This window comes from Nostoc sp. NZL, from assembly GCF_015714705.1.
In the GTDB taxonomy this organism is placed as follows: domain Bacteria; phylum Cyanobacteriota; class Cyanobacteriia; order Cyanobacteriales; family Nostocaceae; genus Nostoc; species Nostoc foliaceum_A.
This window is the reverse complement of the sequence record NZ_WBKL01000145.1, coordinates 1-26,950: the sequence shown is the minus strand read 5'-3', so window position 1 is coordinate 26,950 and position 26,950 is coordinate 1. Positions and strand designations below refer to the sequence as shown.

Sequence of the window (26,950 nt, the reverse complement as noted above, 5' to 3'; positions counted from 1 at the left end):
GGCATATTGTAGGTTTTACCAGTGAAGACAACAAATCATCGCCTGGAAAACCACGCCGTACACTCAAATTAGATTACCTAATAACACAAAACCCACTCAATCAAATTGAGTAGATTTCTCAAACATGCAAATGCCTATGGCTAGATTGTTAAAAATCTTTAAGCACATAGGCAATTATAGCATTGCTGCTCGGCTAATCAATCATTATGTAGTGCTGTTAGTGGGCAACTTCTGTAAAAACACCAATTTTGCGGAATTTTTCATAGCGCAGTTGGCGGCGTTCTGGAGCTGTTAAACGATTGAGTTCGTCCAAATTTTCTAGCAGGACTTGCTTGAGAGTGGTAGCAGCTTTTAAAGGATCGGAATGAGCACCACCAGTGGGTTCAGGTAGTATTTGGTCGATAATTCCCAACTTTTTCAAATCGTGGGAAATAATTTTCAGAGCAACAGCGGCTTGGGGAGCTTTGCCAGCATCTTTCCACAAAATGGCGGCGCAGGCTTCGGGGGTAGCGACTGTATAAACTGAGTGTTCAAACATGAGTAGGCGATCGCCTACGCCAATACCAAGTGCGCCACCGGAACCACCTTCACCAATGACTGTGCAAATAATTGGCACATCTAAGCAGAACATTTCGCGCAAGTTGTAGGCGATCGCTTCTCCTTGACCTTGATGTTCTGCTTCTACGCCAGACCAAGCTCCTGGCGTATCGATAAAAGTTAGTATCGGCATACTAAACTTGTTGGCGTGTTCCATCAACCGCATCGCTTTGCGGTAACCGCCAGGGTAGGGCATTCCAAAGTTACGGGCAATATTGTCTTTGGTATCACGGCCTTTTTGATGACCCAACATCACCACGGGTTGCCCACTCAGACGACCGACACCACCAACTAAAGCCGGATCGTCACCACCACAGCGATCGCCATGCAATTCCATCCATTCATCACTAATAGCCTGAATGTAATCGAGAGTACTGGGGCGACGCGGATGACGAGCGACTTGCAGTCGCTGAGACGGGGATAGACTACTGAAAATTTCCTCACGCAGTTGCATAGCGCGTGCTTCTAGTTGACGAATTTGACCAGAAACATCGACGCCATTCTCTTCTGCAAGTTGCCGAATTTGATCAATTCGGGTTGCGAGTTCTGCTAGGGGTTTTTCAAAATCTAACAATAGCGGTTTACGCTCGGTAGTTGCCATCGTAGGGGTTATAGGTACGAGTTATAGGTTTTTCAGAGTGAGGGGTGAGGAGTTAGAAGTTAGGAGTGATGAGTTAGATATTAGAAGGAGTGTACTGATGAAAGTTCTTAGCTTTTAACTGTTATAACTTTTAACTCCTAACTTTTAACTCCTAACCCTTACAGTTAAACCAGCAGTGGTCTAAATCCATGTTTTACTGATACCCGACCAATCTGCTCCATTTTGTCTACGGTAATCTGATTCCGTCCCCACGAAAAGTTCGTGTATAACTTCTCAAATTCCAGCAGCATTGATTCGGCAAAACAAGCAAACAATTGGCGGGCTGGCACGTCCATATTGACTATTTTCATAATTTTCCAGTCAATATCCAGGGAATGCTCTACAATTCCACCATTTAAGACGTGTACACCAGGGTACTGAATTTTTGTCGCTAAGTTTTTAGGATAACCACCATCAATCAACAAACAGGGTTGTTTCAATGTGGTGGGGTCAATTTCCACGCCTCTGGGCATACTAGCAACCCAAACTACAACATCAGCGAGGGGCAGTGCTTCTGTCAAACCCATGATTTTTCCTCGTCCCAGTTCGCCTTGCAACTCTTTGAGACGTTCTTGATCGCGGGCGATCAACAAAAGTTCTTGGACATCTGTTTTCGCATCTAGCCAACGTGTAACTGCACTACCAATATCCCCAGTTGCTCCACATATAGCAACAGTCGCTTTTGAAAGATCAATTCCCAGTTGTTTTGACGCTTCTTCCACCTGCTTACAAATAATGTAGGCAGTATGTGTGTTTCCTGTGGTGAAGCGTTCAAACTCTAGTTTAATGTTGCGGACTTGGCTAAACTGCTCTAACTTAAAGTTTTCAAAAATAATTGAGGAAAATCCGCCTAAAGCTGTGATGTTAATGCCATGCTTCTGTGCATGGGCCATGGCGTTAAGGATTTTGCGCGTTGCGGCTTTGATGCGGCGACTAGCTAGCATTTCTGGCAAAAAGCAAGATTCTACATACCGTCCTTCAATTTGTTGCCCAGTTACACTGGTGACAATAATGCTATCAACAATTTGCGGCGGGGCGCTGCACCAAAAGTCTAGCCCTTGATCGGCATATTCTGGGTATCCCAATTCTTGAGCTACCGCTTGAGCGTGTTCTAAACTAGTCAGATGTCCAATTAGACCAAACATGTAGTGATTATTAGGCTTATGCTGTCTTGAGAGCGTGGAATTTAATAGCTTTAGGAGTTGAGAGTTAGGAGTACGACTCATAAATCCTCACCGGAGGCGAAGCGTCTCCGGCTTTGCTCCTAACTTTTTTAAGCTGCGATTAGTCCGTAGGCCGACAAGCGCATAATATCGCGAGTCGTGAAACCGATGTTACTTAATGCTTCACCGTACTGAATCATAAAGTCTTCTACTAAAGCATCTTTTTCCATTGCCATTGTGTGGGCATCACCCTCTACTTGGTTCAGCATTCTCCACACAATAGGTAGGTTTTGGCGATTTGCTTGCTCTAATTCAGCTTTGGATTCTGTAAAGTGTTCTTTCAACCAAACTTCTCCAAAGTTTAGATGGCTGTATTCTTCTTTTACTACTCCCTCAGTAATTTTGCGGGCAAAGTCATCGGCAACAGGGATGTAAATGTTATATGCTGCGATCGCAAAACATTCAATAATTAAAGACTGAATTAATAAGCAAGTAACGACCTTTCCATCTGCGGCCGCTGTTTGGAAATTTTGGTGTAGCCCAGAGAAAAACTCCTTAGCAAATTGCAAATCTGGGGTTACTTGCAAATTGCGTCCACAAGCTTCAAATCCTTTCTTATGGCGACTTTCCATCTTAGATAGGCGAATCAATTCATCATGAGATTCTGGCAGCAGTTGGGCGAGTGTGATGTAATTCTCATGGGCTTCTTGTTCCCCTTCAATCACGATCGCATTAATCCGGCTATAAGCATCTTTGTATGTTTCGCTCTTGAAATCTAATTCTTTAAATTGGTCTGCAAGCTGCTGCATGGTTTATGTTTACTCCTGTAAACCTGAATTATTTGACACCAGGATTCAATTTACCCTATGAACTGAGGGTAACAATCACTGTGGTTTAATTTAACTTAACAAGTAACTATGTTTATAGATTAACTGTTGCTGGGGAAGATGCTCTAGTCCTAGCGAAACAAATGCTTTGCAGTTCAAGTTATGTTTAAACCAAACTCGAATCTGAAATCTGGCGATTTTTTGAGCCTAGTAGTGTTACTGCTAGGGGCATTTATCGTTCTACTACCGTTGTTTGTGGTCTTTCTCACCTCCTTTGCACCGACGGTCGCCAGCCCAGAAAATTTGTCCAAAAATAACTGGTCTTTAGCTAATTACCGCGTTGCATGGCAACAGGGAAAATTTTTGCTGGCGTTTGCTAATTCTACCTTGGTAGCGATCGCTGTGACGGCGTTTCAGATTGTCACTTCTGCTTTGGCTGGTTATGCCCTAGCACGGCTGAAGTTTCGGGGACGCCAAGCACTGCTATTGGTCGTTTTAGCAACTTTGGTGATTCCCTTTCAGTTATTGGTGATTCCCATCTTTTTGGTTTTGAAGTGGGGACACTTGATAAATACATACTGGGCGCTGATTTTACCCACTGCTGTCAACGGATTCGGGATTTTCTTGCTACGTCAGTATTTCCAGACAATTCCCGTGGAGTTAGAAGAAGCCGCAGCGATAGATGGGGCGAACCGACTACAAATTTTGTGGCGGGTGATGTTACCTTTAGCCCGTCCGGCCTTGGTGACGCTGTTTTTGTTCACCTTCATCGGCGAATGGAATGATTTATTTAAGCCTTTGGTATTTACGACACGACCAGAATTAAGGACAGTGCAGCTGGCGTTGGCAGAGTTTCAAGAACAATTTACGAATAATTGGCCCTTGATGATGGCGGCGGTGACAATAGCGACAGTTCCAGTGATGGTATTATTTCTCATCGGTCAACGTCAGTTTATTCAGGGTATTGCTGCGACGGGAATTAAGAATTGAGCGAGAGAGGCTGACGGCAAGTGAAAGCCCATCTTATTGTTTAAGCTGGTGGTGCATTGGTGTAACTTATCATACTCATTCTCTTCAGTAAGCTGCGTATAGCGTTCTGCAATCAAGGGATCACTTTTCTGTCCTCTTCAGTACCTAAATAGAAACGTAGCCAAAATTGTACGCTCTTATGGTTCATCAATACTTAAAGTACATCCGGCAATAAAACATGAACTTTTGTAACACTATACGTAATTATTACTAGTAAAGCTGGAATTAGACACATCCTGTAAGAAACGAAAACAGTTATGAATCCTGAAACACTACAGCAGTTAAAAGACGAAATTCAACAAAAACTGCTTGAAAGCGTTAATAATGCTGGCTTATACAGCGTGCTTGAAAAGTATGGGGTACCAGATGCTAGAGCTTTGACAGTTCAGTGGCAGTTCAATCTTGACCCAAATAAAATCAAATCTGGTGATGCAGTTGATGAACAGCAACGAATTGAGGTAATGCAAAACTCATGGTGTATCCCTTGCCCCTCAACTGGCGACCCTTTTGGCTGTAACTGCTAAATAAATTAGTTTTCGTACTGCAAAGAGTTTATTCTAGTGAGTATAAAAATGCTGAACTTTGCATTTACTAGTTAGGCTACAGAGATAATTTTAAGTATCACTACAAGTAAGTGGGCAAGAATAAATCAAACTATGTTACCCAATGTAAAATTAATTAAATTGGTTCTTAGTAAATGGCTCCAGCCTTTAAAAAATAGGGCTGAAGCCATTACTACAGACCTTTAATTATTCACACCCACTTACTTACCTAATTAGCAAGGAACAGTATTTCAATATACTCTTATTTTTTGGGTGCAAGTTTGTGATGTCTCGATACCGAAGCAGTTGGTGCTGGGAGTTAGGGATAGTGAGTACTTTAGCAATTGCTGGAGTGCTCACTTTCTTTGAAAGTGTTGCCTTAGCCCAAATACAAAAAGATGACACACTTGGATCTGAAAGTTCAATCATTACACCAAAGCTAATCGATGGTCAGCCTATAGACCAGATTGATGGTGGGGCAGTTCGTGGTACAAACTTGTTCCACAGCTTTGAACAGTTTTCTGTCTCTGCGGGAAGGACAGCGCATTTTAATAATGCAATAGATATTCAAAACATCATCAGTCGGGTGAGTGGCAATTCGATTTCTAATATAGATGGCATTCTGAAAGCTAACGGCACAGCCAACCTGTTTCTAATTAATCCTAACGGCATTGTTTTTGGGCCTAATGCTTCTTTAAATATCGGCGGTTCATTTGTAGCTAGTACGGCCGATAGTTTAAACTTTGCTGATGGTACAAAGTTTAGTGCTACATCTCCTCAAACTACACCTCTACTGACACTAAGCGTTCCCATTGGCTTACAATTTGGAGCAACTGCGGCTCCCATCCGAAATCAATCCCAAGCCAAGCCAGATGGTGCAGTTAATATCTTTAGACAAGGCGTTGGTCTACAGGTGCAGCAAGGCAAAACATTGGCACTTATAGGCGGTGATATAACGCTAGAGGGGGGAAATATAACTGCAAAGGAAGGAAGAGTTGAGTTAGGAAGCGTCGCTGGTAATAGTCTGGTCAGTTTAAGCCCAACGAATCAAGGTTGGGCATTGGGATATGAAGGTGTTCAAAATTTCCAGAACGTCGAACTAATCCAGTTAAATAAAGTTCGATCGACTGTAGATACTCATGGAGAGAGTGGCGGCAATATCCACATGCAAGGCAAACTTGTGTGGGTAGCTGGCGGTTTCCTTATTCTAGTTGATCCTTTTGAAGGGCAATCAGCAGGAAATTTAACAGTGAACGCCTCAGAGTCTGTAGTACTTGAACAAGATGCGCGAGTGTTTACTCAGAGTTTTTCCACCGGAAACTCTGGAAACATAAATGTCACTACTCAGAAGTTAGTGGTCAGAGGTGGAGCACAATTGCATGGCCAATTGACCATAAACGCCTCAGATTCCGTGGAACTAATCGGCGGCACCTCCGTTCCTCTCTTCCGAGATGGTAGTGATTTAATATACAGTGGATTATTTAGTGCAACTTATGGCGATAAAAACGCTGGTAGCATCACAATTAACACTGGAAAGTTGCGTATCCTAGGAGGGGCAAGAATATCAACAAGCTCTGAGGGCATATATAGGTTGATTCTTAACCAACTTACACCAACAAATACAGGAAAAGCAGGAAACTTGACGGTGAATGCTTCCGAGTCGGTAGAACTAATTGGAACCTCACCAAATGGTTCTAGACTCAGTGGCTTGTTTTCTGGAACTGAAGGGCCTGGAGATGGCGGAAACTTGACCCTAACTACAGGGCAATTGATTATCAAGGATGGGGCTGCAATAACTGTGAGCAGCCAAGCTCGAAAAAATGTAATCTATATCGGAGATCCAAATAACTTAGGGAAAGCAGGCGATTTAAATATAACCGCTCGCTCCATATTTCTGGACAATAAAGGAAAACTCACATCTAATAGTGAGTCAGGTCGAGGTGGAGATATTAGGCTACAGGTGCAGAACTTATTATTGATGCGCCGCGAAAGTCAAATAACCACTAATGCAGGTACAGCAAGGCTTGGTGGAGATGGCGGTAATATTATCATCAATGCACCTAATGGCTTCCTAATCGCTGCCCCCTTCGGAAATAACGATATCACTGCCAATGCCTTCTCTGACTCTGGTGGTAAAATCACAATCACTAGTAAGAACATTTTTGGATTTGTGCCCCGCACTCGTGCAGACGTAGGGAAACTTGACCCAAAAGAAATAAACCCGACTAACCTGCGAACAAATGACATCACGGCATTTTCTCAACAAAACCCTTCATTAAATGGCACGGTACAAATCAACTCACCAGATGCTGACCCCAATAAAGGATTAGTGGAACTACCCGTAAATTTGGTTGATGCTTCCCAGCAAATTGCTGCTGGTTGTAATTCTGGTGTAAAAATAGCCAGAAGTTCATTTATTGCAACTGGGCGTGGAGGACTAGCACCTGATCCGACAGAGCCATTGATGGCTGATGCAGTGCTAGCAGATTGGATCACACTCTCTCCAGAGAGTCAGAATCGTGCTGAGGGTATCCAGAACAGAGTGGTTGTTCACAAGCAGAGAAACACAGAAAATAAACCACAGAACGTTAATTATGTCAATGAACCTACTCAAATTGCGGAAGCCCAAGGATGGATTATAGATGCTAATGGGAATGTGGTTCTGGTTGCTCAAGTTCCCACTGCCTCGCCCCATAACTCCTCACTCGTCGCTACATCTTGCACTGGTAATTAAAGTGCGATCGCTTATTCAGAATAAGCTTCATACATGCGATCGCTCTTTCTACTCAACTCATGTGTGGGTGCGATCGCTTCTTCGCAACAACCTTATACAAGCGATCGCCTTTTGTAATAAAGCCTATGGGCTTATCCAAACCGTAGGCAGAGTATGAAAGTGAGGGGGTATCAATTACTCAATCCACTTAAATAATTAACGGTCAGTAGCCATATTCATGAATGCTTTAAGGAAATCCGGCAGAAATATATGAAGTTTTGTTACACAATGCGTAATTATTACTAGCCAAGCTGAAGTCATAATTATCGGAGTTCGCAAGAGCGTTAGAAACCTAAGGCTGTTGTGTCACTCTAGACTCTGTATCTTTAATTTCTTCGTCGCCAAACTGTACTAATCGAAGTCACGTTAATTTAGTACATTACAAGATAAGTTCACACATCTACCAGTCTGCAAGGAAAGTAAAATTCATGGAATCTCAAACTTCACAACAAGCAGTCATTGATTCTGAAACTTTAGAGCGGTTAGAAGAGAAAATTCAGCAGGAAATTATAGAAATTTTGAAAACTTCTAATTTTCGCACGCTACTCGAAGAAAACGGTATATCAAAAGATAGAGTCCTGAAAATTAAGCTTGAGTGCAATATCGAACTAGCTCCAATTCCATCTACTAATGCTGTTGAGAACAAGCAACCTCAGGGATTTTTGCCAGCAGGTCTAGGTCCTGTTGTCATGAAATTGCAATGCTGCGAGGACTGGCAAGGACGTTGCGTTAAATGCTAGAAAACCGTAGCGGTATTGTTAACTTCACACCTAATACCGATTAATTGAGAATACAGGAAAAGGACTTCCAAATCAAAAATATCCAACTACAATATCCAACTACTTGTTGTAGGGTGGGTGTCTTGCCCGGCCATAATCGAAGATCGGCAAGATGTCCATCCCACAAGATTGAATAATTTATTTCTTGATAATCCCTAATAACGTTGCTCTAAAAAGCCAATTGTTTTGTTACTAATGTTATAAAACTTCCTTGTTATGCACAGTAAGCAAACGTTTCAGCTGTTAAGTAGACAATAGCATCGCTAATAATAGCGATTTTCAATTAAGTAGAACACAGTTTTTTAGCGACATAACATTTTTGTACCTTAACTTTTATTATTTGTAATGACGAATATTATCAGATTTAGAGAATAGCAAAACGTATATTAATGATTTAAATAATGTAATCTATTTAAATATATATAGTTACTGAATAAAGGTACAACGTTACCATTATTTAACAAGTGGTAATTTTTAAAAGGAGTTTGCTATTCGTTATGAGTATTGTATGTGGCTGGTTTCAAAGCTTAAGTATTTTAATCGGTAGCGCAATAACTTTCTCTGCTAATTGTGCTTTTGCCCAAATCATTCAAGATAGTACTCTACCTAATAATTCTCAAGTTACAACACAGGAAAATATCACAATTATTGAAGGTGGAACCCAACTAGAAAGCAACTTGTTCCACAGTTTCAAGGAATTTTCTGTACTCAATGGGACTACGGCTGAGTTTAAAAATACTGAGGGTATTCAGAACATTATTAGCCGGGTAACGGGTAAGTCTATTTCTAATATTGATGGCATCCTTAAAGCTAACGGCACAGCTAACCTGTTTTTAATTAATCCCAACGGAATTATTTTTGGTAACAATGCTACTTTAAACATCGGCGGTTCATTTATTGCAAGTACAGCAAGTAGTCTGAACTTTGCCGATGGTACAAAGTTTAGCGCCACAAATCCCCAAGCTGCACCCCTGTTAACAGTAAGTGTTCCTATTGGCTTACAATTTGGAGTCACTGCGGCTTCTATCTATAATCAATCCCAAGCTAGTCCAGGTGGCGCAGTCAATAGTTTGGGCGAACCTGTTGGTTTACAGGTGCAGCCAGGCCAAACCTTAGCACTTATAGGCGGTGATGTTGTGTTAGAGGGTGGAAGTTTAACAGCAGTATCAGGACAAATTGAGCTAGGAAGTGTTGCTGTCAATAGTCTGGTCAGTCTAAACTCAAACAACCAAAATTGGGACTTAGGATATGAAGGCGTCCAGAATTTCCAGAACATTCAACTCATCGAGCGAACTGTTGACGGTTCTGATATTCCATCTACTGTGGATGTCAGTGGGGTAGGTGGTGGTAACATCCAGGTGCAGGGCAAAGTCGTAGAACTCATTGGCCCTCTTGTGCTTTTGAGAAATCGGAATAATAGCGTTGGAAATGGTGGAGAATTAAAGATTACTACCAGGAAATTAATTGTTCGAGATGGTGCACAAGTATTGACTTCTACTAGAGGTAATGGTGCAGGAGGAAATTTGATTGTGAACGCCTCCGAGTCCATAGAGTTGATTGGTAGCTTTACGACAGCAGATAATTTTACTTATCCTAGTACACTTTCTAGCATAACTACCAGTGTAGGAAAGGCGGGCGACCTTACAATCAACACTAGGAAATTGCTTATCCAAGGTGGGGCAGAAGTATCAACACGGTCTAGTGGAGCATATCGGACTCCAGTAGAATTTATACCAGCCATAGGTTCAGGAGGAAATTTGACTGTCAACGCCTCAGAGTCTATAGAACTAATAGGAATCGCAGCAGATGGCTTGCCCAGCGGCTTGTTTGCTGGAACTTTAGGTTCCGGAGAGGCTGGAAAATTGACAATCGCCACAGGACAATTGATTATCTTGGATGGGGCTGCAATAACTGTCAGCAGTGAACTTCCAAAGCTTCAACCGAATGCAATCTACAAAGGAGATGTAAGTAATTTAGGATCAGCAGGTGAACTCAATATAACTGCTCGCTCCATACTTCTGGACAACAAAGGAAAACTCACATCTAATAGTGAGTTAGGTCGGGGTGGTGATATTTGGCTACAGGTGCAGGACTTATTACTGATGCGTCGCAACAGTCAAATCTCCACTAATGCTGGGGGTGATAAAACTGGCGGTAATATCACCATCAAAGCACCTAATGGCTTCCTCGTTGCTACTCCCTTCGGAAATAACGATATCACCGCCAACGCCTTCTCTGGCTCTGGTGGTAAAATCACAATCACAACTAAGAACATCTTTGGTTTTGTGCGACGCACCCGTGCAGACGTAGAAAGGCTTGACCCAACAGGCTCAATCAACCCGAATAACCTGCGAACAAGTGACATCACGGCATTTTCTCAGCAAAACCCTTTATTAAATGGCACTGTACAAATCAATTCACCAGATGCTGACCCCAGTAAAGGATTAGCAGAATTGCCCGTAAATCTGGTTGATGCTTCCCAGCAAATTGCTGCTGATTGTAATTCTGGTGGAAAAATAGCCAGGAGTTCATTTATTGCTACTGGGCGTGGAGGATTAGTAGCCGATCCCACGCAGCCATTGATAGCTGATGATGCGGTGCTGGCAGATTGGATCACACTCTCTCCAGAGAGTCAGAATCGTGCTGGCGGTATTCATAAAAGAGCCGTTGTTCAGGCGCAGCGAAACACAGAAGAAAAATCACAGAAAGTTAACTCTGTCAATGAACCTACTCAAATTGTAGAAGCCCAAGGATGGGTAATGGATGCCAATGGTAATGTGGTTTTGGTTGCTCAAGTTCCCACTGCCTCGCCCCATAACTCCTCGCTCACCGCTACATCTTGCGCTGCTAATTAAATGTGAATTTATCATATAGTGTCCGCCTAATTAGCTCAATCAAAAGACCTCTCCCTGGTTTTACTAAGCAAAACCGTCCCTCTCCGAGTCGGAGAGAAACTTGAACTTTAGTTCAAGCCAGGGAGAGGTTCGTCGAATTTACATTAACTCCCTAACTCGTCTCCTGAATTTGCAGACGCACAGTGTGTTCAGTCGCGCCACTAAGTTGCAATTCCATGATTTCACCACCCAGAGGTTCCAAGCAAGTGAGGAGCGATCGCAAGTTGGGTGTACTTGCGCCAGTATCTACATATAATCTATCTGCCAAATTGCCGATTCGTTTCCAAGTCATATAGAGTTTAGCGATCGTTTGTTCAATCTGGGATGCTTGATTCACCAAGTCAGCAGCAATGCTCAAACAGCCGACTCTTTGCGCTTCTTCTAAGGCTGTTTCAATATCAATATTTTCCTGCGTTAGCGCCTGAACTTGAGCCGCCCCTTTGAGATATTTGGCCAAGTTACGCGCTTCTGTAGTAACTTGTTTGAGGGTATCCACATCAGGGTTAGCAGCTATTTCCTTTTGGATAAACTTTTGGTGCGATTCTGGCAGTTTTTCCATTTCCTTCACCAGTGGGGCGATATAGCGTGGGGGAAGGGTGTTATCTGCTGCTTTTTCCTTGACTGCTTCAGGTAATAAATCTGAGGACATGGCTGTCCATTCATCGCTGAGTTGACGCACTTCCCGCCTGGTGATGCGATCGCCTTTTTGGGCGGCTTCACTCACCATCTGTTGCACTTCTGGCGATGCTTTGGAGGTTTCAACAAATGCCCGTTTGCTGAAGTTGTTTACAGAACCTGGGTCAAGTTTACCGTCTTCGATGAGAGTATCGGCACTATTCGCCAGTTGAATCCAGGCATAAGCTTGACTTTTGCTGATTTCCCGCTCTTTTAGCCATCGCAGAAAGCCAGTACCGCGTCCGTCACCACCCACTTTCTCTCTGTCGCGGATAGCACGTAAAATTCGCCCCCGCCAGATTTCAGTTTGCAAATCAAAGCGATCGCATACCTGCCAAGCTATTTCTAGCTGCTGTTGAAAATCTGACTCTAGAATCTGTTCATCTTCTGGATCGGGCAGTTCAAAGCTGATATCTGCTGGCTGTAGTAACGCAGCAGCAAGGTCGTTGATGGAGTCGGTATCTTGCACGATTGATGACTAACTAGTGGACGCGATCGGCTTATTATGCCACAATCTGTAAGCTCTAACTTAAGAGGTGGTGCAGTATCTTGGATTACCACAAAATAGGGGCAAGGGGTAAACCACCTCAGCGAGGTACTTAATTAATCAAAGAGAATAAAAATAAAACGATGAACCAGGTAGACTACCTCAGGATTAGCTTAATCGATCGCTGCAATTTTCGTTGTCAATACTGTATGCCAGAGGGAGTAGAACTGGACTATATTCTCAAGCAACAGCTGTTGAGTGATGAGGAGCTACTCACCTTAATTGAAGAGGTATTTATTCCAGTAGGCTTTAATCGGTTTCGTTTGACTGGGGGTGAACCCTTGTTGCGGCCGCGGGTGGTAGATTTGGTAAGGGCGATCGCTTCTTTTCCCCAAACTCAAGACCTCTCAATGACCACCAACGGGTTTTTGCTGGCTCCGATGGCACAAAACCTCTACAATGCTGGTCTACGACGAATTAATATTAGTCTGGACTCTCTTGATCCCGACACTTTTGATCAAATTATTAGTAATAAGGGGCGTTCTCGTTGGCAACAAGTTTGGCATGGGATTCAAGCTGCCCATCAAGTCGGATTCGACCCCCTGAAGCTGAATGTGGTGGTGATTCCTGGGGTCAATGACCACGAAGTTCTAGATTTAGCCGCCCTGACAATTGAGAAAGAGTGGCACGTTAGATTTATTGAATTTATGCCTATTGGTAATGTAAATTTGTTTGGCGATCGCGGTTGGATATCTTCAGCCGATTTACGGCAACAAATCCGCGATCGCTGGGGGTTGACAGAATCACAAGTTCGTGGTTTTGGCCCTGCTGATGTCTTTAAAATCCCCGGTGCGAAGGGTACACTGGGATTTATTAGTCAAATGTCGGAATGTTTTTGCGATCGTTGTAACCGGATGCGCCTTAGTGCTGATGGCTGGCTGCGTCCCTGTTTATTAAATGAAACTGGTCAAATAGATTTAAAAACTGCTCTGCGTTCTGGTACTAGTACCGCTCAATTACAAGAGCAGGTGAGGCATTTACTCGGAATCAAGCCAGAAATTAACTTTAAAGGGCGCGATTCTGGCATTTTAGGTACATACACTCGCACCATGTCGCAAATTGGTGGATGAAAATAGTTAGGAGTTAAAAGTGAGGAGTTAGGAATTATTGTCTTTAAACTCATAACTCATAACTCCTAACTGCTTACGCTTGTCGTGAGTAGTATTCCACCACAAGTAGTTCATTAACTTGTAATGCCACCCATTCCCGCTCAATAACGCTGTTGACTTTACCAACCAACTTATTTTTGTCAAACTCCAAATGACTGGGGAGGTTGGCCAAACCGGGATATTGCAAGTTAGCTTCCACCAACTTACGTGATTGTGCCCGATCCCTGACTGCAATTACTTCACCAGGACGGCATTGGTAGCTGGCAATATTAACCACACGACCGTTAACAGTTACGTGACCGTGATTTACCAGTTGACGAGCAGCTGGGATAGTCGGGGCTATACCCAAGCGGAAAACGGTATTATCCAAGCGCATTTCTAGCAATTGCAGCAGCACTTGTCCGGTAGAACCAGTAACACGTCTGGCTTTCCGCACATAACGCAGCAATTGTTTTTCTGTCAAACCGTAGTTGAAGCGGAGCTTTTGCTTTTCCTCTAAACGGATGGCATACTCAGAGCGCTTCTTACGGTTCTGACCATGCTGACCAGGCGGATAAGCGCGTCTGGCGCTTTTACGAGTCAATCCTGGTAAATCGCCCAAGCGGCGTACAATTCTGAGGCGTGGCCCTCTGTATCGGGACATGAGTTTCCTTAATCTAATCCTGTTTAAACTTTACCCAAACATTCAATTTTGACATTCCCTTGATTAAAAATCAGAGGATTCTTGGTTTTTGAGGCTGCTTGCCTTGGTATGACGTATCCTACCAAAGTAGAGGCATCAACTTTTGCGCCAGTTGCTTTAAGTCGGTAGAGCCGACACACTAGCTGCCAAGCCTGCATTCCGACCTGTCACGCCGTACTTCTGCCAATAACTTTTTTGTGTTTATTTAGTTTCGTAGGCTACTCAATCATCAGATTGGTTTACGTAGTATTCTTAACTTTGAAATACTTTTTACGTTGCCTACTTATCTTTCAAACAGTTATATTAACACAATTTCCAACATAATTAATTATGTCTATACCTTGCTACCGCTGAAATTCTTTAATTACAGAGGATTTTTTAAATATTTAAGTTAGCATAACTTTGGGTGTTTGGAGAATGGCAATGTCAATGAGCAAAAAAGTGGTTAACAGAGGGAAGAACAGACAAAGCAGTTCCACCTCCAGGAATTTAACAATACCAGTTTTGGCTATAGCTGGATGGTTGACAACGATCTTACCCAATACAGCGATCGCTGTTAACAATGATTATAGTGTCTGTGCGGGTCGCCTACTGAGCGTGGGTGTAACGGCAGAAGCGGCATCAGAAGGTTGTGCAGCAGCACTGCGTCCCAGGGATTTGGCTGCTTGCGTGGTTAAAATTGACAAGGAAACCCAAATTGCTGCTACAGATGCGCTTTCTTCTTGTGGGAAAGCTCGGCGTCCTGAAGAGTTAGCTACCTGTGTAGTTGGTGTTAGCTTAAGTACTAAAGAAGAAGCTAATCCGGCAGTTTTAGATTACTGTGGACGTAGTTTGTTACCTGTGCGCTTTGGGCAGTGTGTGGTTGGCTTGCGTAGTCAAATCGACTTTCCCGCTACTCAAGCACTAGATACTTGTATCAGTGCTGATGATAGTGTTATCGGTGCTTCATCTTCGTCTACACCGCCAACGATAATACCTGCGGGTTCAAATCCAAGTTTCGAGTCTACCCCAGTTCCAACACAACCGCTTGTTCCAACGCAACCCGGCACTAATTAAATTACAGTGCTAATTGACTGAAAATACAGGTTAATTAGTAGGGTGGGCATTGTAATGCCCACCTCACTATGATTGGAGCAACGCAACAATATTTATTTATATAAAACCCGCTATAATTTCCCTCTGCTTGCAAATTATGCAAACTAAATACTCACAATACAAAAGTCACAAGCAGTTTTGTGACTTTTGTACTAGTAGTACAGTATTACAATGTAAATAAATTAACCATACCCCTACTTTTAAGTAAGGAACAAAATCAGTAAAAAGCTTATAAAGTAAGCTTTTTGAATTTTGCGTAGCGCTACTAGTCTTCTCTTTCGCCAAAAGCTGTCTGTAAAACCACTGCAATACCACCGTCTTGGTGATATTTATCTGCCCAGGCCCGGATAACTTCATCCAATTCTTCCATAGCCTGCTCCATTTTTTCTGGGAGGATATCAAGTTCTTCCAGCAACCGCATGGCATTTCGTCGCCGTTCTGCCCAATTTTTCATCATGCGGAAATACCGAGCGGTATCTTCTACCATGATGTAAGTGCGTTCTTGATCGTCTGCTGGGGCATAAAAAGGACGGGTAAGAGCGTAGAAGGGCATTCCCCAAGGAGAATCAATGCGTGTTACCGTTCCTGAGTAGAGCAGACGGCGCTTGATATGCTCACCCAAAGCTTCACTCAAAGGCATTTGGTGTTCGGGTGGCAAGTCTTCTTGCGATCGCCTGTGCAAAAACTCAATCAAATCCAGAAACTCAAAAGAGCTAACTAACTGGGCATCAGGTAGATTACTTGGCAGTTTCTGCTCAATTTGTCTTTTTTCTTCACTTGTCAGACTGCTACCAGGAACGCGCGATCGCCCCGGTTGCCAAGGATACTTTTCTAGCCAGACATAAGGCAATTGAATCAAATAGCGAGGTTCTTGAGAACCCAACATTTTTAACAGTTTGCCTTCTGTTAGCGCCTGTCTGACTTCTTCTACAATAATTTTTACCCGTTTTGGCTCCAGGTGGTGCAAATGCCCTGTCATTCGCAGGTTTTGCCCCTGCTCCAGATAGGTCATGTAAATTGCACATTTTGCTGCCGTTGCGGCTGCATCTAAAAATGCCCCATGCCTGTGCCCACTCGTCCGCATGGCACTGAAAGCCAGATAAAGCATGATCTGATCCATCGCACTGGGGTCAAGACGTTTGATCAGATCTATGTCGTTACTCATATTACAGACAATTGAATAGCACGTTTACACAGTTGTTAATCGAGTGAAAATAGGTAGTATACACCTGGCTGAAGGCGATGTCTTCACTTCAGACTATATTAGTATGCGATAACTATGAGATCCGTGGTAGTCCAAACTACTATTTTCGCATATTTTCTGGTAAAAAGGCAGATTTAGTCGTTATTACTATAACTGTCCCTGCATCTAACCGGAAAATTACATACATCACCAAGTTCAGCTTGACGGCGGTTTAGATCCCAAAAGTCAACTGTGTTGCAAGTAATCTACAAAGCCTTTAAGTTCTCTGGGGTTTTTCTAATCTTTCAAGAGCAACAACATCAAGCTGTTTACACCTAATTGTGGCACTATGCCAACTCGGAGTAAAAACTAGTTTGCGCAGTTCATCTGGGATATCTGTTACTCGAAAAATATGGTTTTTATTCAGCTTTGGTGAATTATTTGTAGTACACAGGTGGCTAGAGTTCATTGGGAGTAGTCTAAAAAGAAATCGCTTACCAGGTGTAGCCACATTCAGAGGTTGAGCCACATGGCTCGTTGTGAACTATCATCTCGTTCACAACCTCCAGTGATGTCTCGGCAGTATAAGCCGTTGGCTTGAGGGAGGATAATAGACATCAAGTAGAGCAATTAATTCCAATTTCAAAATCCCTGTTGTTTTTTTCAAATATCGTTCCTTATCATATCATTATTTTTTTAATTTGAAACGATTTTATGTATTTTTAACTGTAAGGATGATGCATATTTAAATATTTTATATTCTTCTTAAATCAAGATTTGATGATATTTTTATATTGGCTCCTAAATCCAAGTCTTATTTATCCTTTTGTGTTGATGAGTTGACACAGAAACCTGCGATTATTTCAGACTTAATCGCTTAACCATGAGGCTTTGTTGAGCATACTAATAGCCGAAAAATTGGTTAATAGCCATACATATAATAAAACATATTGGTTTTAATAAAATGATTATTTAGAGATTTTTTTCCAATAAAATTATATTTTTTTCATGAAAGAATTTTAAATTTTCATGATTCAACTAATCTATTGACTATTTTAAAGTATGTTTTTACCTCACTGTTTTATATATTTGAGTAACTTGAATTACATAAATAGTTTGTTGCTATAAAAGGATGAAAAACCGCAGCAACGTATGATACAAGCTTCTTTTTCTAGGTGTCTGGGCGATCGCAGACCAAATTGACTAGTACAGACTGGAATAGATTAAAGATACTATCTCACCAAACTCAAGAGCATGTAACGAGGAATTGAAAATTCCTCGTTACATACAGAGGTTTTAGTAGAATAAAGTTACTACCTGTTTCAGAGGCGATCGCTCCATTATTCATGTAGCTACCATAGTCTCCCACGCTTAAAAAACGAGTTACTCTAAACATTTCTCCTACTTCTTCATCTCCTAGTTCCAAAATATGCCTCAATGGTCTTAACTCCTTGCCCATATCCACTTTGAGCAAGTACTCGTGCTCAATTGCTTGAGTCAGTACTACTCATACTGCTTATATATACGTGTTTTCCCTACCTGTATCAGGCTAAATCCCCAAAAATATATTACAAGTCAAGTTATTTTGATTACTGCTTACTCATCTATTCAGTGTTATCTCCACCCATACAGCAGTCCCAATTCGTGAAAACTTAGATCCCCGACTTCTCGAAGAAGCCGGGGATCTTGTTTGTCACAGATGAATTAGAGAAGTTACAACTAGGCGTATTCGCGTCAGGATTGATGCTGAGAGTAATTAGAGCTACTTTAGCTCCCATCACACCTAAACTGATTGAACTCGTCATTTAATTCGTGGGACTAGAGGGTTTAACCTGATTTCGCATTGTTTCAAAGCTGAAAGCAGCCGCACCAAAGCTGACTAACAACACTCCCAGAATTTGCACAATATCCAAATTTTCTTGAATGATTACCCCAGCGAAAATCACAGTTAAAACTGGGATACTACCACCGATAATCGCCGATCGCGAGGCACCTAGTTTACCAATACCAACATTGTTCAGCAAATAGCCAGCAAGAGTCAGCACACCCAAAATAAACGCACTTAAAACCAGTTCCAGCATCTTTGAGGGGTCAATTAGCAAGTTCCAGCTACTTGGTAAAGGTAACATCAAGCAGATAAAGCTCAACAGCAGCATGGTAGCGAAGTTAATTAAAGTAAAAGTTACAGGATGCATTTTGCTAGCACAGACCCGCGTCAGAATTATGTAGGCAGCAAAAGCCACACCCGAAAGAATGGCGGCGATGCTTCCCATTGAAGTATTACCCATACCTGTGTTGGGAGAACCCCCTAAAACCAACAATTCACCGCAGCAAATCGCGGCGATCGCACCGATGCGGAATATGCCAGGGCGATCGCGAAACAGAAACCACGATAATAGACCACTAACCATCGGATAGACAAAGAATAGTGCGATCGCCATTCCTGTTGTGACTTGAGCGATCGCAATATATATGAGCACCTGAGACAAAAACAAAAAGCACCCACTAACAACTGACAACATTAAAATCCGCTTAGTTGCTGCATTAGCAGATGTGGGATTTCCTCGAACTGAGTTAGCCAAGTTTTCCAAGTCTTGCCACAGGGTTGGATGCAATATAGGAGACAACAGTACCATCAGTGGTACAACTACCATAAACCTGAGCGTCAAAATTAATAGAGTATTGCCCAAAGTTGGCGGCAGCAAGCGCTCTACTTCCAATACTCCAAAAATCTGAGAACCTTCGTGGAAAATCACCTTGATAGCTACGTTGTAAAGCGACGATACCACTGCCGATAAGACAATCAACAATAAACCAATTTGGATCTGCGATAAACCGGAGGAATCACGCGATCGCGGAGGTTTTTCTCCCGGCTGCGGTTCTAGCGCAGTAATCGGTGAGGATTTAGCTTTGCTCTGCGGCACGTTCCTGCGGATAACAGAAATTGGTTCAGCAGCGTTTCTCCTTCGTAAAGGTTGTGTTGCTTCTGGCTGTGGTACAGATACAGTAGGAGGCTCTGATGTCGTTTCGTTTTTCGGCAAGTCCTTATTGAGGACAGAAATTGGTTCGGTGGCATTGTCCTTTGGTGGCGGAACTACAGCAGACAGTGGCTCTGATGTCGTTTCCCTTTGGGACAAGTCCTTGCTGGAAATAGAAATTGGGTTCGCGGTGTTTTCTCTAACAACGGGCGGCTCTGATATTGTTTCCCTTGGCGACAAGTCCTTGCTGGAAATAGAAATTGGGTTCGCGGTGTTTTCTCTGACAACGGGCGGCTCTGATATTGTTTCCCTTGGCGACAAGTCCTTGCTAGAAATAGGAATTGGGTTCGCGGCGTTTTCTCTGACAACAGTCGGTTCTGATGTCGTTTCCCTTGGTGAAAATTTATTAGGGATCGGGGAAATTGGCTCAGGAGAATTTTTTACTACTTCGCCAAGCTGTGGCGAGGATGTCTCAAAAGAACTGTCTTTTTCTGGCTCGGTAAATTGCAAAACAGTAGGTGTACCTGCTGTTGCTGGCTTGCGTGAAGTTTCTTCTATAGTTTTTTCTAGTTCTCCATGCAGGCGATTAACAAACTCCGCCAAAATCGTTTCCCCTTGCTGCTGCTGGCTATACATCCGTGACAACTGTTGGGAAAGATTGCTTTGATAGTTCTTCAGCTCTTGTTGCAGCGAGTTAAAGGTTACAGTAACGGTGTCATCCAGGCTGTCAAACATGTGTTCGACTTTTTCATTGATTTCACCTACTACATTGCTGCTCACTTCAGCGGACTTCAGCGCAGCTTGTTCGTAAGATTTACCCTCTATAGTTTGGTTAGCTAAAGTTGCCAAAGAGGATTGCAGTTGTGAAGATATATGCTTTGCCAGAACTTCTGCCAGTTGACGAATTAACACTTGCTGCTCGGTAATTTGGCGCACTTGTTGTAAATGCTCTTTTTCCTCTAGCAAGCTTTGAATGTCATCAGATAACCGATTTTTTTCTGACTGAAGCCGCTTTACGTCTTCTTGTAATGCTCTGAGGACATTCTGCTGAAGATTTTCTAAGTCTTCAACTACAGCCCAAAGAGCATTTTCTGCTGCTCTGGATAGCTCGCCTCTGACTCTCGGGTTTTCTGGTTGCTTCTCGAATCGCCCCATTAGCTTCTAACCTCTAACACTTTGACGATAAAGCTGCTTCCCGTACACTTTATTGGCGCTCATACGAATTTCCTGTATTTTGTCAGATAAATTGAAAATTTTAACAGCACTTCCGCATTTCAACGTAATTCTGTCATACTGAACACAACTTGGCAAAGCATCAAATTTGTCCCACTGGTTACTACACCGTGTTCTCTCCAGCATTGACAAGTATTTGGTCAGTTTAATTTAGATCAACTATTTGTCAATGAAATTTTTATTTTTCAAAAAATCTCACTCCAAATAAATATTTATTGTTTTGCTGCCAATAGTAATTATCAAAGACTTGCAGATGCATGTGCGTAGGTGCAAGGTGACTTGTGCCCAGACATCGCCACAAAATTTTCTGACTTGCCAAACTAGCTGTAAACTTGTGTGGAATGTAACTTGTGTGACAGTTTATATCTCTAAATGGAGATTAAAGTATCTTTCTGTGGAAATTCAAAGTTACGCTATCCCCTGCACAACATTCTAATGAATGAGCAGCAATTCTGCAAAAACACGCTTTTTTGGCATTTTTGCAGTCTATGTTCTACTTTTAGTAGATGTAGTAGATAAAAAAGTTAGGAAAATATTAATAATTCTTAGAGAAATAAGATCCGGGCGATGCTAAAGATGGCAGCGCTAAGAACAGCACTCACGGGGATTGTAATTAGCCATGCGGCAGCAATTCCTTGTAGTGTTTTGAACTTAATCGACTTAAGATTTTGCACTAGTCCAATACCAACTACACCGCCGACAAGAGCGTGGGAGGTGGAGACTGGCAAACCTAGCCGGGAAGCGATGAGAATGGTGGTAGCAGTAGCAAGCTCGGCACAAAATCCACTACTAGGTTGCAAGGCAATAATGTTTTCGCCAATAGTGGCGATGACTTTTTTACCCCAGACAGCTAAACCACCAACAATACCAGCACCACCAAGGATTAAAATCCAAATAGGGATGGTGATACCATCTGTAGGTACGCTACCAGTGCGATTGATGTAAACGATCGCAGCTAAAGGAGCGATCGCATTTCCCACATCATTAGAACCATGAGCAAAGGCTACAAAGCAAGCACTTAGCAGTTGGAATCTGGCGAATAATCTTTCTACGGGACTAGGGATTGGGGACTGGGGATTGGGGACTGGGGATTGAATAGACTCTTCTGTTTTCCCCAAATCTCCCAATTGTCGCCAACTAATGATTGTGAGTCCAACTGCTGCTACTGCACCTGTTAACAGTGGGATGTCGTAAGCAGGGATGTTGAAACCAACTTGCTCAATTACAAAATTGGTTAGCGGTTGAGTTAGTGATGGTAATACAATCACGCCGAATACACCTAGCAGCGAAGTACTCAACCAGGGAATCCATTCTTGTAACTGCACTATTTGATTGGGTTGATCCAAAATCCAGTGCTTGATTTGACTATAGAATAAAGCAGCGATCGCACCACTAATTAATGGCGTTAAAACCCAGCCAATGGTAATCAAGCCAATTGATGACCAATCAATTGCACCTACTCCCAAAGCTACCCAACTAAATCCAGCGATCGCACCAACAACCGCATGAGAAGAGGATACTGGTAAACCGCGTGATGTGGCAATTTGCAACCACACACCACAGGAAATTAATACAGTTACCATCCCAGCAACTAATACTTGGGGTGTAGCTGCGAATAAAAGGGGATTGGTAATTTTCGTTGCGAGAGTTTCCGTTACCTCATGTCCAAACAATACAGCACCCGTAAACTCTAATACCCCAGCAATTATTATCGCTTGTTTGAGGGTAACAGCTTTAGAACCTACAGAGGTTCCCATCGCGTTAGCAACATCGTTTGCTCCGAGATTCCAGGCGACGTAAAAAGCTAGTAAGGCGACTGCAACTAGAGTAATAAGCATTTTGTTTGGGCTAATGGGGAGATAAGGGAAGAAGAGACGAGGACGCAAAGAATAATCTCTCTGCGTCCCTATATCTACGTTATTTTACGGATAAATTAGGATTTTATAAGTATCCGGTGTGGGTGCGATCGCAACTTCGACAGCTGCTGATAAATCTTTTAATGGATAGCGATCGCTAATCAATGCTTGCACGTCAATTCGCTGATTAAATACAATATCAGCTGATAGATTCTGAAGCCGATAAGATGAGCTATAACTGCCGATTAAGTCAATTTCCCGACGGTAGAGGATATTAGGGTTGATGGGAATTTCTACTTCATCAGGGAATTCGGCGAAAAACAAGATTTTGCCACCTTTGCGGGTACAGTCAAGTGCTTGAAAGAAGGCTTTCTCACTAGGAACAGCCAGCAGGGTAACATCAACACCCAGTCCACCAGTTAGGGCATGAATTTTTGCTGGTAAATCGGGATCACGAGCATCAAAAGCTGCTTCTGCACCAACACTCAAGGCTTTTTCAATTCTAGAGGGTAGTAAATCGGTAGCGATCGCTTTTGCTCCAAAATACTTCACCAACATGATAAACATTAACCCAATTGGCCCAGCACCAGTAACTAAGACAGTTTGCCCTGGAGCAATTTGAGCTTTTTTCACAGCTTTCAAGCAGCAGTTAGTCGGTTCTACAAAACTCGCTTCTTCAAAACTGATATTATCAGGGATGGGAATGAGTCCGCCGTTTTGGACAATATGTCCGGGAACTTTGACATAATCGGCAAAACCGCCACCACTGGCATTAAAGCCTGCGGTTGTGGAGATGTTTTTGTAGACATCACACATGGAGAAATTATCATTTAGGCAGTAGGCGCAACGCATACAGGGGATGTGGTGCATTACCGCTACCCGTTGTCCAACTTGCCAACCTCTGACATCATTGCCTAATGCTGCGATCGTACCGGCAGTTTCATGTCCAAAAATGCGCGGTGGTTCATACAGCGGATAACGAATTTTTTTAATATCTGACTGACACAACCCCACAACCCGCACCTGTACCAGCACTTCATCTGGTTCTAGGGTTGGAACTGGGATATCTTCGTAAGACAACTGATTGACGCCTCTAAATACCTGTGCTTTCACGTTGGTTTTTCCCCGCTCAACGATACTAGATGTAACATTAGCAGTCAACGTTAAGTTATCAGATTTTAGCTGTCGATGGAGGAACCGGAGGAACTGCAAATCCTATCCAAGCGGTGCGAAGGGGAGCTAAAACTATTCTGGTGAGATAGGATTACAGCTTCCGTAACGCTGTATTATTTTTGAATATTTTCTCAAGATTTTTTCCAAGACGGTAGCAATGACTATTCGCCATGCGATTGAAACTGACTTGCCTGCAATTGTGGCAATTTATAATGCTGCAATTCCTAGCCGCATGGCAACTGCTGATTTAGAGCCAGTATCTGTGGAAAGTCGCCTTCCTTGGTTTAAGGGGCGATCGCCTTCACAACGGCCACTTTGGGTAATCGAAGTAGAGGGAGTAATTGCTGGATGGCTTAGTTTCCAATCCTTTTATGGGCGGCCCGCCTATAGTAAGACTGCCGAAATTAGTATTTACATAGCCCCTAGTTTTCATCGGTGTGGTTTGGGACGACAACTATTAGCACAAGCAATTAGTGAAAGTCGTAGTTTGGGTTTAAAGACCCTAGTTTGCTTCATCTTTGCCCACAATCAACCCAGTTTAAAGCTTTTTGAAACATTTGGTTTTCAACATTGGGGACATTTACCTGAAGTCGCCGAAATTGATAGCGTTGAACGGGATTTAGTGATCATGGGACTCCGAATTAGTCAACCTGTTGTTTAATTTGATGGCAATAATATTAACAACGCTGCAACTGCGTTAACAACACAACAATTTCATCAATTGCCTGCCGCACAACTGTTGCAGGTTGTTCTGATTGATTCACAATAATACTAAAAACTAAAGGCTCATACTTAGGCGTATTCATATATCCAGATAGAGAAACTACACCCGTTAACGTACCTGTTTTGGCTTGCACCATGCCCTCAGCAGATGTGTTTTGAAAACGACCCTTCAAGGTTCCACTTTTACCCGCCACGGGTAAAGATGCGCGATACAGATATGCTGTTGGTGTTCTTGCTATTCCCCGCAAAGTTTGTACAAAAGCTTCTGGTGTCACTAAGTTACGACGCGATAAACCCGAACCATCCACTAAAATATAATTTGCTGGATCAACTCCCAATTGAGTTAAACTCGCTTTGACAACTTCCAAACCTACATCAGCACTAGTCTGATTTTTTACTTTGGGTTTTTCTACAGCTAATGCTCTCAACAGTGCTTCAGAATAAAGATTATTACTATTTAGATTTGTCTCTGCTAATAATTCAGCTAAAGGTGGCGACTCTACAAATGCTATTTCCTCTTGATTAACACCACCATTTACTACTAATGTTTGTCCCAAGGAAATTTTTTCTGTTGCCAAAGCAGTACGGAAGCGCCGTAAGAAGTAATAATTAGGGTCAACTACAGGCAAATCTATTAAAGTCGGTTCAGAATTTGTTGTCAGTTGTCCTTGAATTCGTAATACTGTTCCTGATAATTCGCGGGTAACGTTGACGTAGCTTGGTTGATTTTGGGCAACGGTTACTGACTGATTAATTGTCCGCCACTGTCTCGCTTCGCCAGCATCAGTCCATACGACTTGTAAAGATTTACCTACAGCCTGCGGTACAAGTTTTAAGCTAAAAAGATTTTGATTCAGAATAAAGCTGTTAACTGGTGCGCCATAGTCTGACTGCACATCTTCCCATTGCCAGGTGGGGTTAACAATATCACCTTGAATATAACTATCATCAGCTATCAATCGCTGAATTTGAGTAATACCTTTCTGTTTTAGCTGCTGTGCCAATTTTTGCAGTTCAGCATCACTTAAACTAGGATCTCCCCTACCGACAACACGTAAAACACCATTGCCATTCTGATAAACAGAGGTGCGAATCCGAAAATTAGCACCCAATTGCTGCAATGCTGCTGCTGTTGTCAGCAATTTGAGGTTAGACGCGGGAGTAAAATATTTTTGAGCATCTCGACTGTAAAGAGTTTGCCCGGTTGACAGGGGTTGTACCAAAATTCCCCAGCGCACCCGACTGAATAAGGGGCGATTGATTACAGCATCTATAGCTGTTCCCAGTTGGGTAGAACAAATTGATTTTGTGGTAGTTGTTGGTGCAACTGGGGTTTGTGCTTTCGCAATAGAACTAAATCCTATCTGGCTAGTCAAAAATATTAACAAAACACCTAGTGGTTGATTTAAAGTCTTAAGTCTCACCAATTTTCCTTATCCCAAAGATAGATATTTTGACTTTGCCAAAGACTTCTTTCCGGAGAGAGAAGTAATTGCTCAGTAAAGTTACTTAACTAGTATAGGGAAGATGTTCACATGTTTCATACATAGGCGATGTCTACGACGGGCTCCGCCTACGCACAAACATAATTTATGGGACTACGAAATAGAAACCTAAGTCAACCTGCATATACAGAAATACGAAATCGAGGCAACGGTGTGAGTACATTTTTATCTGGTGTAGCTGTATTACTCTCTACTTTGGCTTTGGGATGTAGCGGCTATGTAGCTTATGAAGTTTTCACGTTGCGGCAGACACTAAATGCTACTAATACAGTCAGTAACACCATTCCCACTCAAGTCCCAAGTCCTACAGCTACAACTTCTCCACAAGCAACAGTATTACCATCCCCAACTAGTGCTACAACATCAGCAATTAGTCCTGGTCAATTTGTGCAGCCTGCTTTTGGCAAAAAGGCAGAAGTTGAGTTACTTTCAGCAAAGCGAATTAAAGATCCAGAAACTGGAAACCGTGATGTGGTAAATCTGCAAATGCGTATTCGTCGCCTTGCCACAGACGGAGTTGTTGGTGGCGATATTATATCGGTTGCTAGTACAACAGCCCGCAATCCTGACACTAGCGTAACCTACAAAGGAGTTGCTCTTAATCGCTCAACAGGAAGCGTTTCTTTGTTTCAAGTACGTCCACAAGCCTCCGCAGATGCTTACAGCATCTACGGCTGTTATGAGGTACAGTAGCAGCAACTAGCAAACCAGTTTCTTAAATGTTGAGGATTTATTAATTCGAGTGCAACTGAGATTAGCTTATCAATCATTTCTGTTGTAGTTGGAGCGAAACTGCGTAAAAAAGATTTAAGTTGTGACCACCATAGTTCAATTGGATTAAAATCGGGGGAATATGAGGATAAACAGATAACTTTCGCACCTACAGCTTCAATCATTGGCACAATTGAATCTAGTTTATGTGCGGATAAATTATCCATCACCACCAC

At 42.6% G+C, this 26,950-nt stretch carries 25 protein-coding genes; 11 read left to right on the top strand and 14 right to left on the bottom strand.

Going from position 1 to position 26,950, the window contains the following annotated elements:
- Positions 1–217: 217 nt before the first annotated feature.
- The 3 genes from F8R90_RS20320 to F8R90_RS20310 all read right to left on the bottom strand — a co-directional run bounded on the left by F8R90_RS20320 (position 218) and on the right by F8R90_RS20310 (position 3,209).
- Positions 218–1,198: an acetyl-CoA carboxylase carboxyltransferase subunit alpha gene (locus tag F8R90_RS20320; RefSeq protein ID WP_190895596.1), complete on the bottom strand. Its 981-nt coding sequence runs from the start codon at positions 1,196–1,198 to the stop codon at positions 218–220.
- Between the two features lie 164 nt (positions 1,199–1,362).
- Positions 1,363–2,382, bottom strand: coding sequence for a long-chain acyl-[acyl-carrier-protein] reductase (locus F8R90_RS20315; protein ID WP_190895595.1), 1,020 nt, complete (start codon positions 2,380–2,382; stop codon positions 1,363–1,365).
- Between the two features lie 128 nt (positions 2,383–2,510).
- Positions 2,511–3,209: an aldehyde oxygenase (deformylating) gene (locus F8R90_RS20310; protein WP_190895594.1), complete on the bottom strand. Its 699-nt coding sequence runs from the start codon at positions 3,207–3,209 to the stop codon at positions 2,511–2,513.
- A 180-nt stretch (positions 3,210–3,389) separates the two neighbouring features.
- On the opposite strand from F8R90_RS20310, the gene F8R90_RS20305 reads away from it, so the two are divergent.
- The 6 genes from F8R90_RS20305 (at position 3,390) to F8R90_RS20280 (ending at position 11,205) form a co-directional block, all read left to right on the top strand.
- The gene (locus tag F8R90_RS20305; protein WP_196512183.1) at positions 3,390–4,217 is read left to right on the top strand and encodes a carbohydrate ABC transporter permease; all 828 of its coding nucleotides are present in this window, start codon (positions 3,390–3,392) and stop codon (positions 4,215–4,217) included.
- A gap of 296 nt (positions 4,218–4,513) precedes the next feature.
- Positions 4,514–4,780 carry a hypothetical protein gene (locus tag F8R90_RS20300; RefSeq protein WP_196512182.1) on the top strand — a complete coding sequence of 89 codons (267 nt, stop codon included), beginning with the start codon at positions 4,514–4,516 and terminating at the stop codon, positions 4,778–4,780.
- A 304-nt stretch (positions 4,781–5,084) separates the two neighbouring features.
- Complete coding sequence (locus F8R90_RS20295; RefSeq protein ID WP_196512181.1) at positions 5,085–7,532, top strand: filamentous hemagglutinin N-terminal domain-containing protein; 2,448 nt, start codon at positions 5,085–5,087, stop codon at positions 7,530–7,532.
- A 1-nt stretch (position 7,533) separates the two neighbouring features.
- Positions 7,534–7,689, top strand: coding sequence for a hypothetical protein (locus F8R90_RS20290; protein WP_196512180.1), 156 nt, complete (start codon positions 7,534–7,536; stop codon positions 7,687–7,689).
- 310 nt (positions 7,690–7,999) lie between these two features.
- Positions 8,000–8,311: a hypothetical protein gene (locus F8R90_RS20285; RefSeq protein ID WP_196512179.1), complete on the top strand. Its 312-nt coding sequence runs from the start codon at positions 8,000–8,002 to the stop codon at positions 8,309–8,311.
- A gap of 536 nt (positions 8,312–8,847) precedes the next feature.
- Positions 8,848–11,205, top strand: coding sequence for a two-partner secretion domain-containing protein (locus F8R90_RS20280; protein WP_196512178.1), 2,358 nt, complete (start codon positions 8,848–8,850; stop codon positions 11,203–11,205).
- 151 nt (positions 11,206–11,356) lie between these two features.
- Here F8R90_RS20280 and F8R90_RS20275 read toward each other — a convergent pair whose 3' ends face one another.
- On the bottom strand, positions 11,357–12,388 hold the full coding sequence (locus F8R90_RS20275; RefSeq protein WP_190893824.1) for a hypothetical protein: 1,032 nt from the start codon (positions 12,386–12,388) through the stop codon (positions 11,357–11,359).
- A gap of 161 nt (positions 12,389–12,549) precedes the next feature.
- Here F8R90_RS20275 and moaA point away from each other — a divergent pair, with 161 nt between their 5' ends.
- The gene (gene moaA / locus F8R90_RS20270) at positions 12,550–13,536 is read left to right on the top strand and encodes a GTP 3',8-cyclase MoaA (protein WP_196512177.1); all 987 of its coding nucleotides are present in this window, start codon (positions 12,550–12,552) and stop codon (positions 13,534–13,536) included.
- A gap of 73 nt (positions 13,537–13,609) precedes the next feature.
- Here the strand turns inward: moaA and rpsD are convergent, their stop codons facing one another.
- Positions 13,610–14,218: a 30S ribosomal protein S4 gene (gene rpsD, locus F8R90_RS20265; protein ID WP_012408407.1), complete on the bottom strand. Its 609-nt coding sequence runs from the start codon at positions 14,216–14,218 to the stop codon at positions 13,610–13,612.
- A 23-nt stretch (positions 14,219–14,241) separates the two neighbouring features.
- Positions 14,242–14,415, bottom strand: coding sequence for a hypothetical protein (locus F8R90_RS20260; protein ID WP_196512176.1), 174 nt, complete (start codon positions 14,413–14,415; stop codon positions 14,242–14,244).
- Positions 14,416–14,686: 271 nt separating this feature from the next.
- On the opposite strand from F8R90_RS20260, the gene F8R90_RS20255 reads away from it, so the two are divergent.
- Positions 14,687–15,313: a hypothetical protein gene (locus F8R90_RS20255; RefSeq protein ID WP_230966523.1), complete on the top strand. Its 627-nt coding sequence runs from the start codon at positions 14,687–14,689 to the stop codon at positions 15,311–15,313.
- A 304-nt stretch (positions 15,314–15,617) separates the two neighbouring features.
- Here the strand turns inward: F8R90_RS20255 and hetR are convergent, their stop codons facing one another.
- Positions 15,618–16,517, bottom strand: a complete 900-nt coding sequence (gene hetR / locus F8R90_RS20250; RefSeq protein WP_069071266.1) for a heterocyst differentiation master regulator HetR — start codon at positions 16,515–16,517, stop codon at positions 15,618–15,620.
- A gap of 77 nt (positions 16,518–16,594) precedes the next feature.
- Here hetR and F8R90_RS20245 point away from each other — a divergent pair, with 77 nt between their 5' ends.
- Positions 16,595–16,771: a hypothetical protein gene (locus tag F8R90_RS20245; protein WP_196512174.1), complete on the top strand. Its 177-nt coding sequence runs from the start codon at positions 16,595–16,597 to the stop codon at positions 16,769–16,771.
- Positions 16,772–17,781: 1,010 nt separating this feature from the next.
- Here F8R90_RS20245 and F8R90_RS20240 read toward each other — a convergent pair.
- From F8R90_RS20240 to F8R90_RS20220, 5 genes are all read right to left on the bottom strand, one after another.
- Entirely contained in the window at positions 17,782–17,973 is a 192-nt protein-coding gene (locus F8R90_RS20240; RefSeq protein WP_196512173.1) for a hypothetical protein, read from the bottom strand.
- Between the two features lie 214 nt (positions 17,974–18,187).
- Positions 18,188–18,340, bottom strand: coding sequence for a hypothetical protein (locus tag F8R90_RS20235; protein WP_190893830.1), 153 nt, complete (start codon positions 18,338–18,340; stop codon positions 18,188–18,190).
- A complete protein-coding gene (locus tag F8R90_RS20230; RefSeq protein ID WP_196512172.1) occupies positions 18,341–20,668 on the bottom strand; it encodes an EamA family transporter in 2,328 nt (775 codons plus the stop codon). It lies immediately after the preceding gene.
- A gap of 623 nt (positions 20,669–21,291) precedes the next feature.
- Positions 21,292–22,584, bottom strand: a complete 1,293-nt coding sequence (locus F8R90_RS20225; RefSeq protein WP_196512171.1) for an inorganic phosphate transporter — start codon at positions 22,582–22,584, stop codon at positions 21,292–21,294.
- A gap of 84 nt (positions 22,585–22,668) precedes the next feature.
- On the bottom strand, positions 22,669–23,715 hold the full coding sequence (locus tag F8R90_RS20220; RefSeq protein ID WP_190893938.1) for a zinc-dependent dehydrogenase: 1,047 nt from the start codon (positions 23,713–23,715) through the stop codon (positions 22,669–22,671).
- A 217-nt stretch (positions 23,716–23,932) separates the two neighbouring features.
- Between F8R90_RS20220 and F8R90_RS20215 the strand changes: the two genes are divergently transcribed.
- Positions 23,933–24,436 carry a GNAT family N-acetyltransferase gene (locus F8R90_RS20215; protein ID WP_196512170.1) on the top strand — a complete coding sequence of 168 codons (504 nt, stop codon included), beginning with the start codon at positions 23,933–23,935 and terminating at the stop codon, positions 24,434–24,436.
- A 16-nt stretch (positions 24,437–24,452) separates the two neighbouring features.
- Here F8R90_RS20215 and dacB read toward each other — a convergent pair whose 3' ends face one another.
- Positions 24,453–25,922 carry a D-alanyl-D-alanine carboxypeptidase/D-alanyl-D-alanine endopeptidase gene (dacB, locus tag F8R90_RS20210; protein WP_196512169.1) on the bottom strand — a complete coding sequence of 490 codons (1,470 nt, stop codon included), beginning with the start codon at positions 25,920–25,922 and terminating at the stop codon, positions 24,453–24,455.
- 234 nt (positions 25,923–26,156) lie between these two features.
- Between dacB and F8R90_RS20205 the strand changes: the two genes are divergently transcribed.
- Entirely contained in the window at positions 26,157–26,696 is a 540-nt protein-coding gene (locus tag F8R90_RS20205; RefSeq protein ID WP_196512218.1) for a hypothetical protein, read from the top strand.
- Here the strand turns inward: F8R90_RS20205 and F8R90_RS33880 are convergent.
- On the bottom strand, positions 26,681–26,950 hold a 270-nt coding region (locus F8R90_RS33880), incomplete at its 5' end, for a transposase (protein WP_196510769.1). The genes F8R90_RS20205 and F8R90_RS33880 overlap by 16 nt on opposite strands.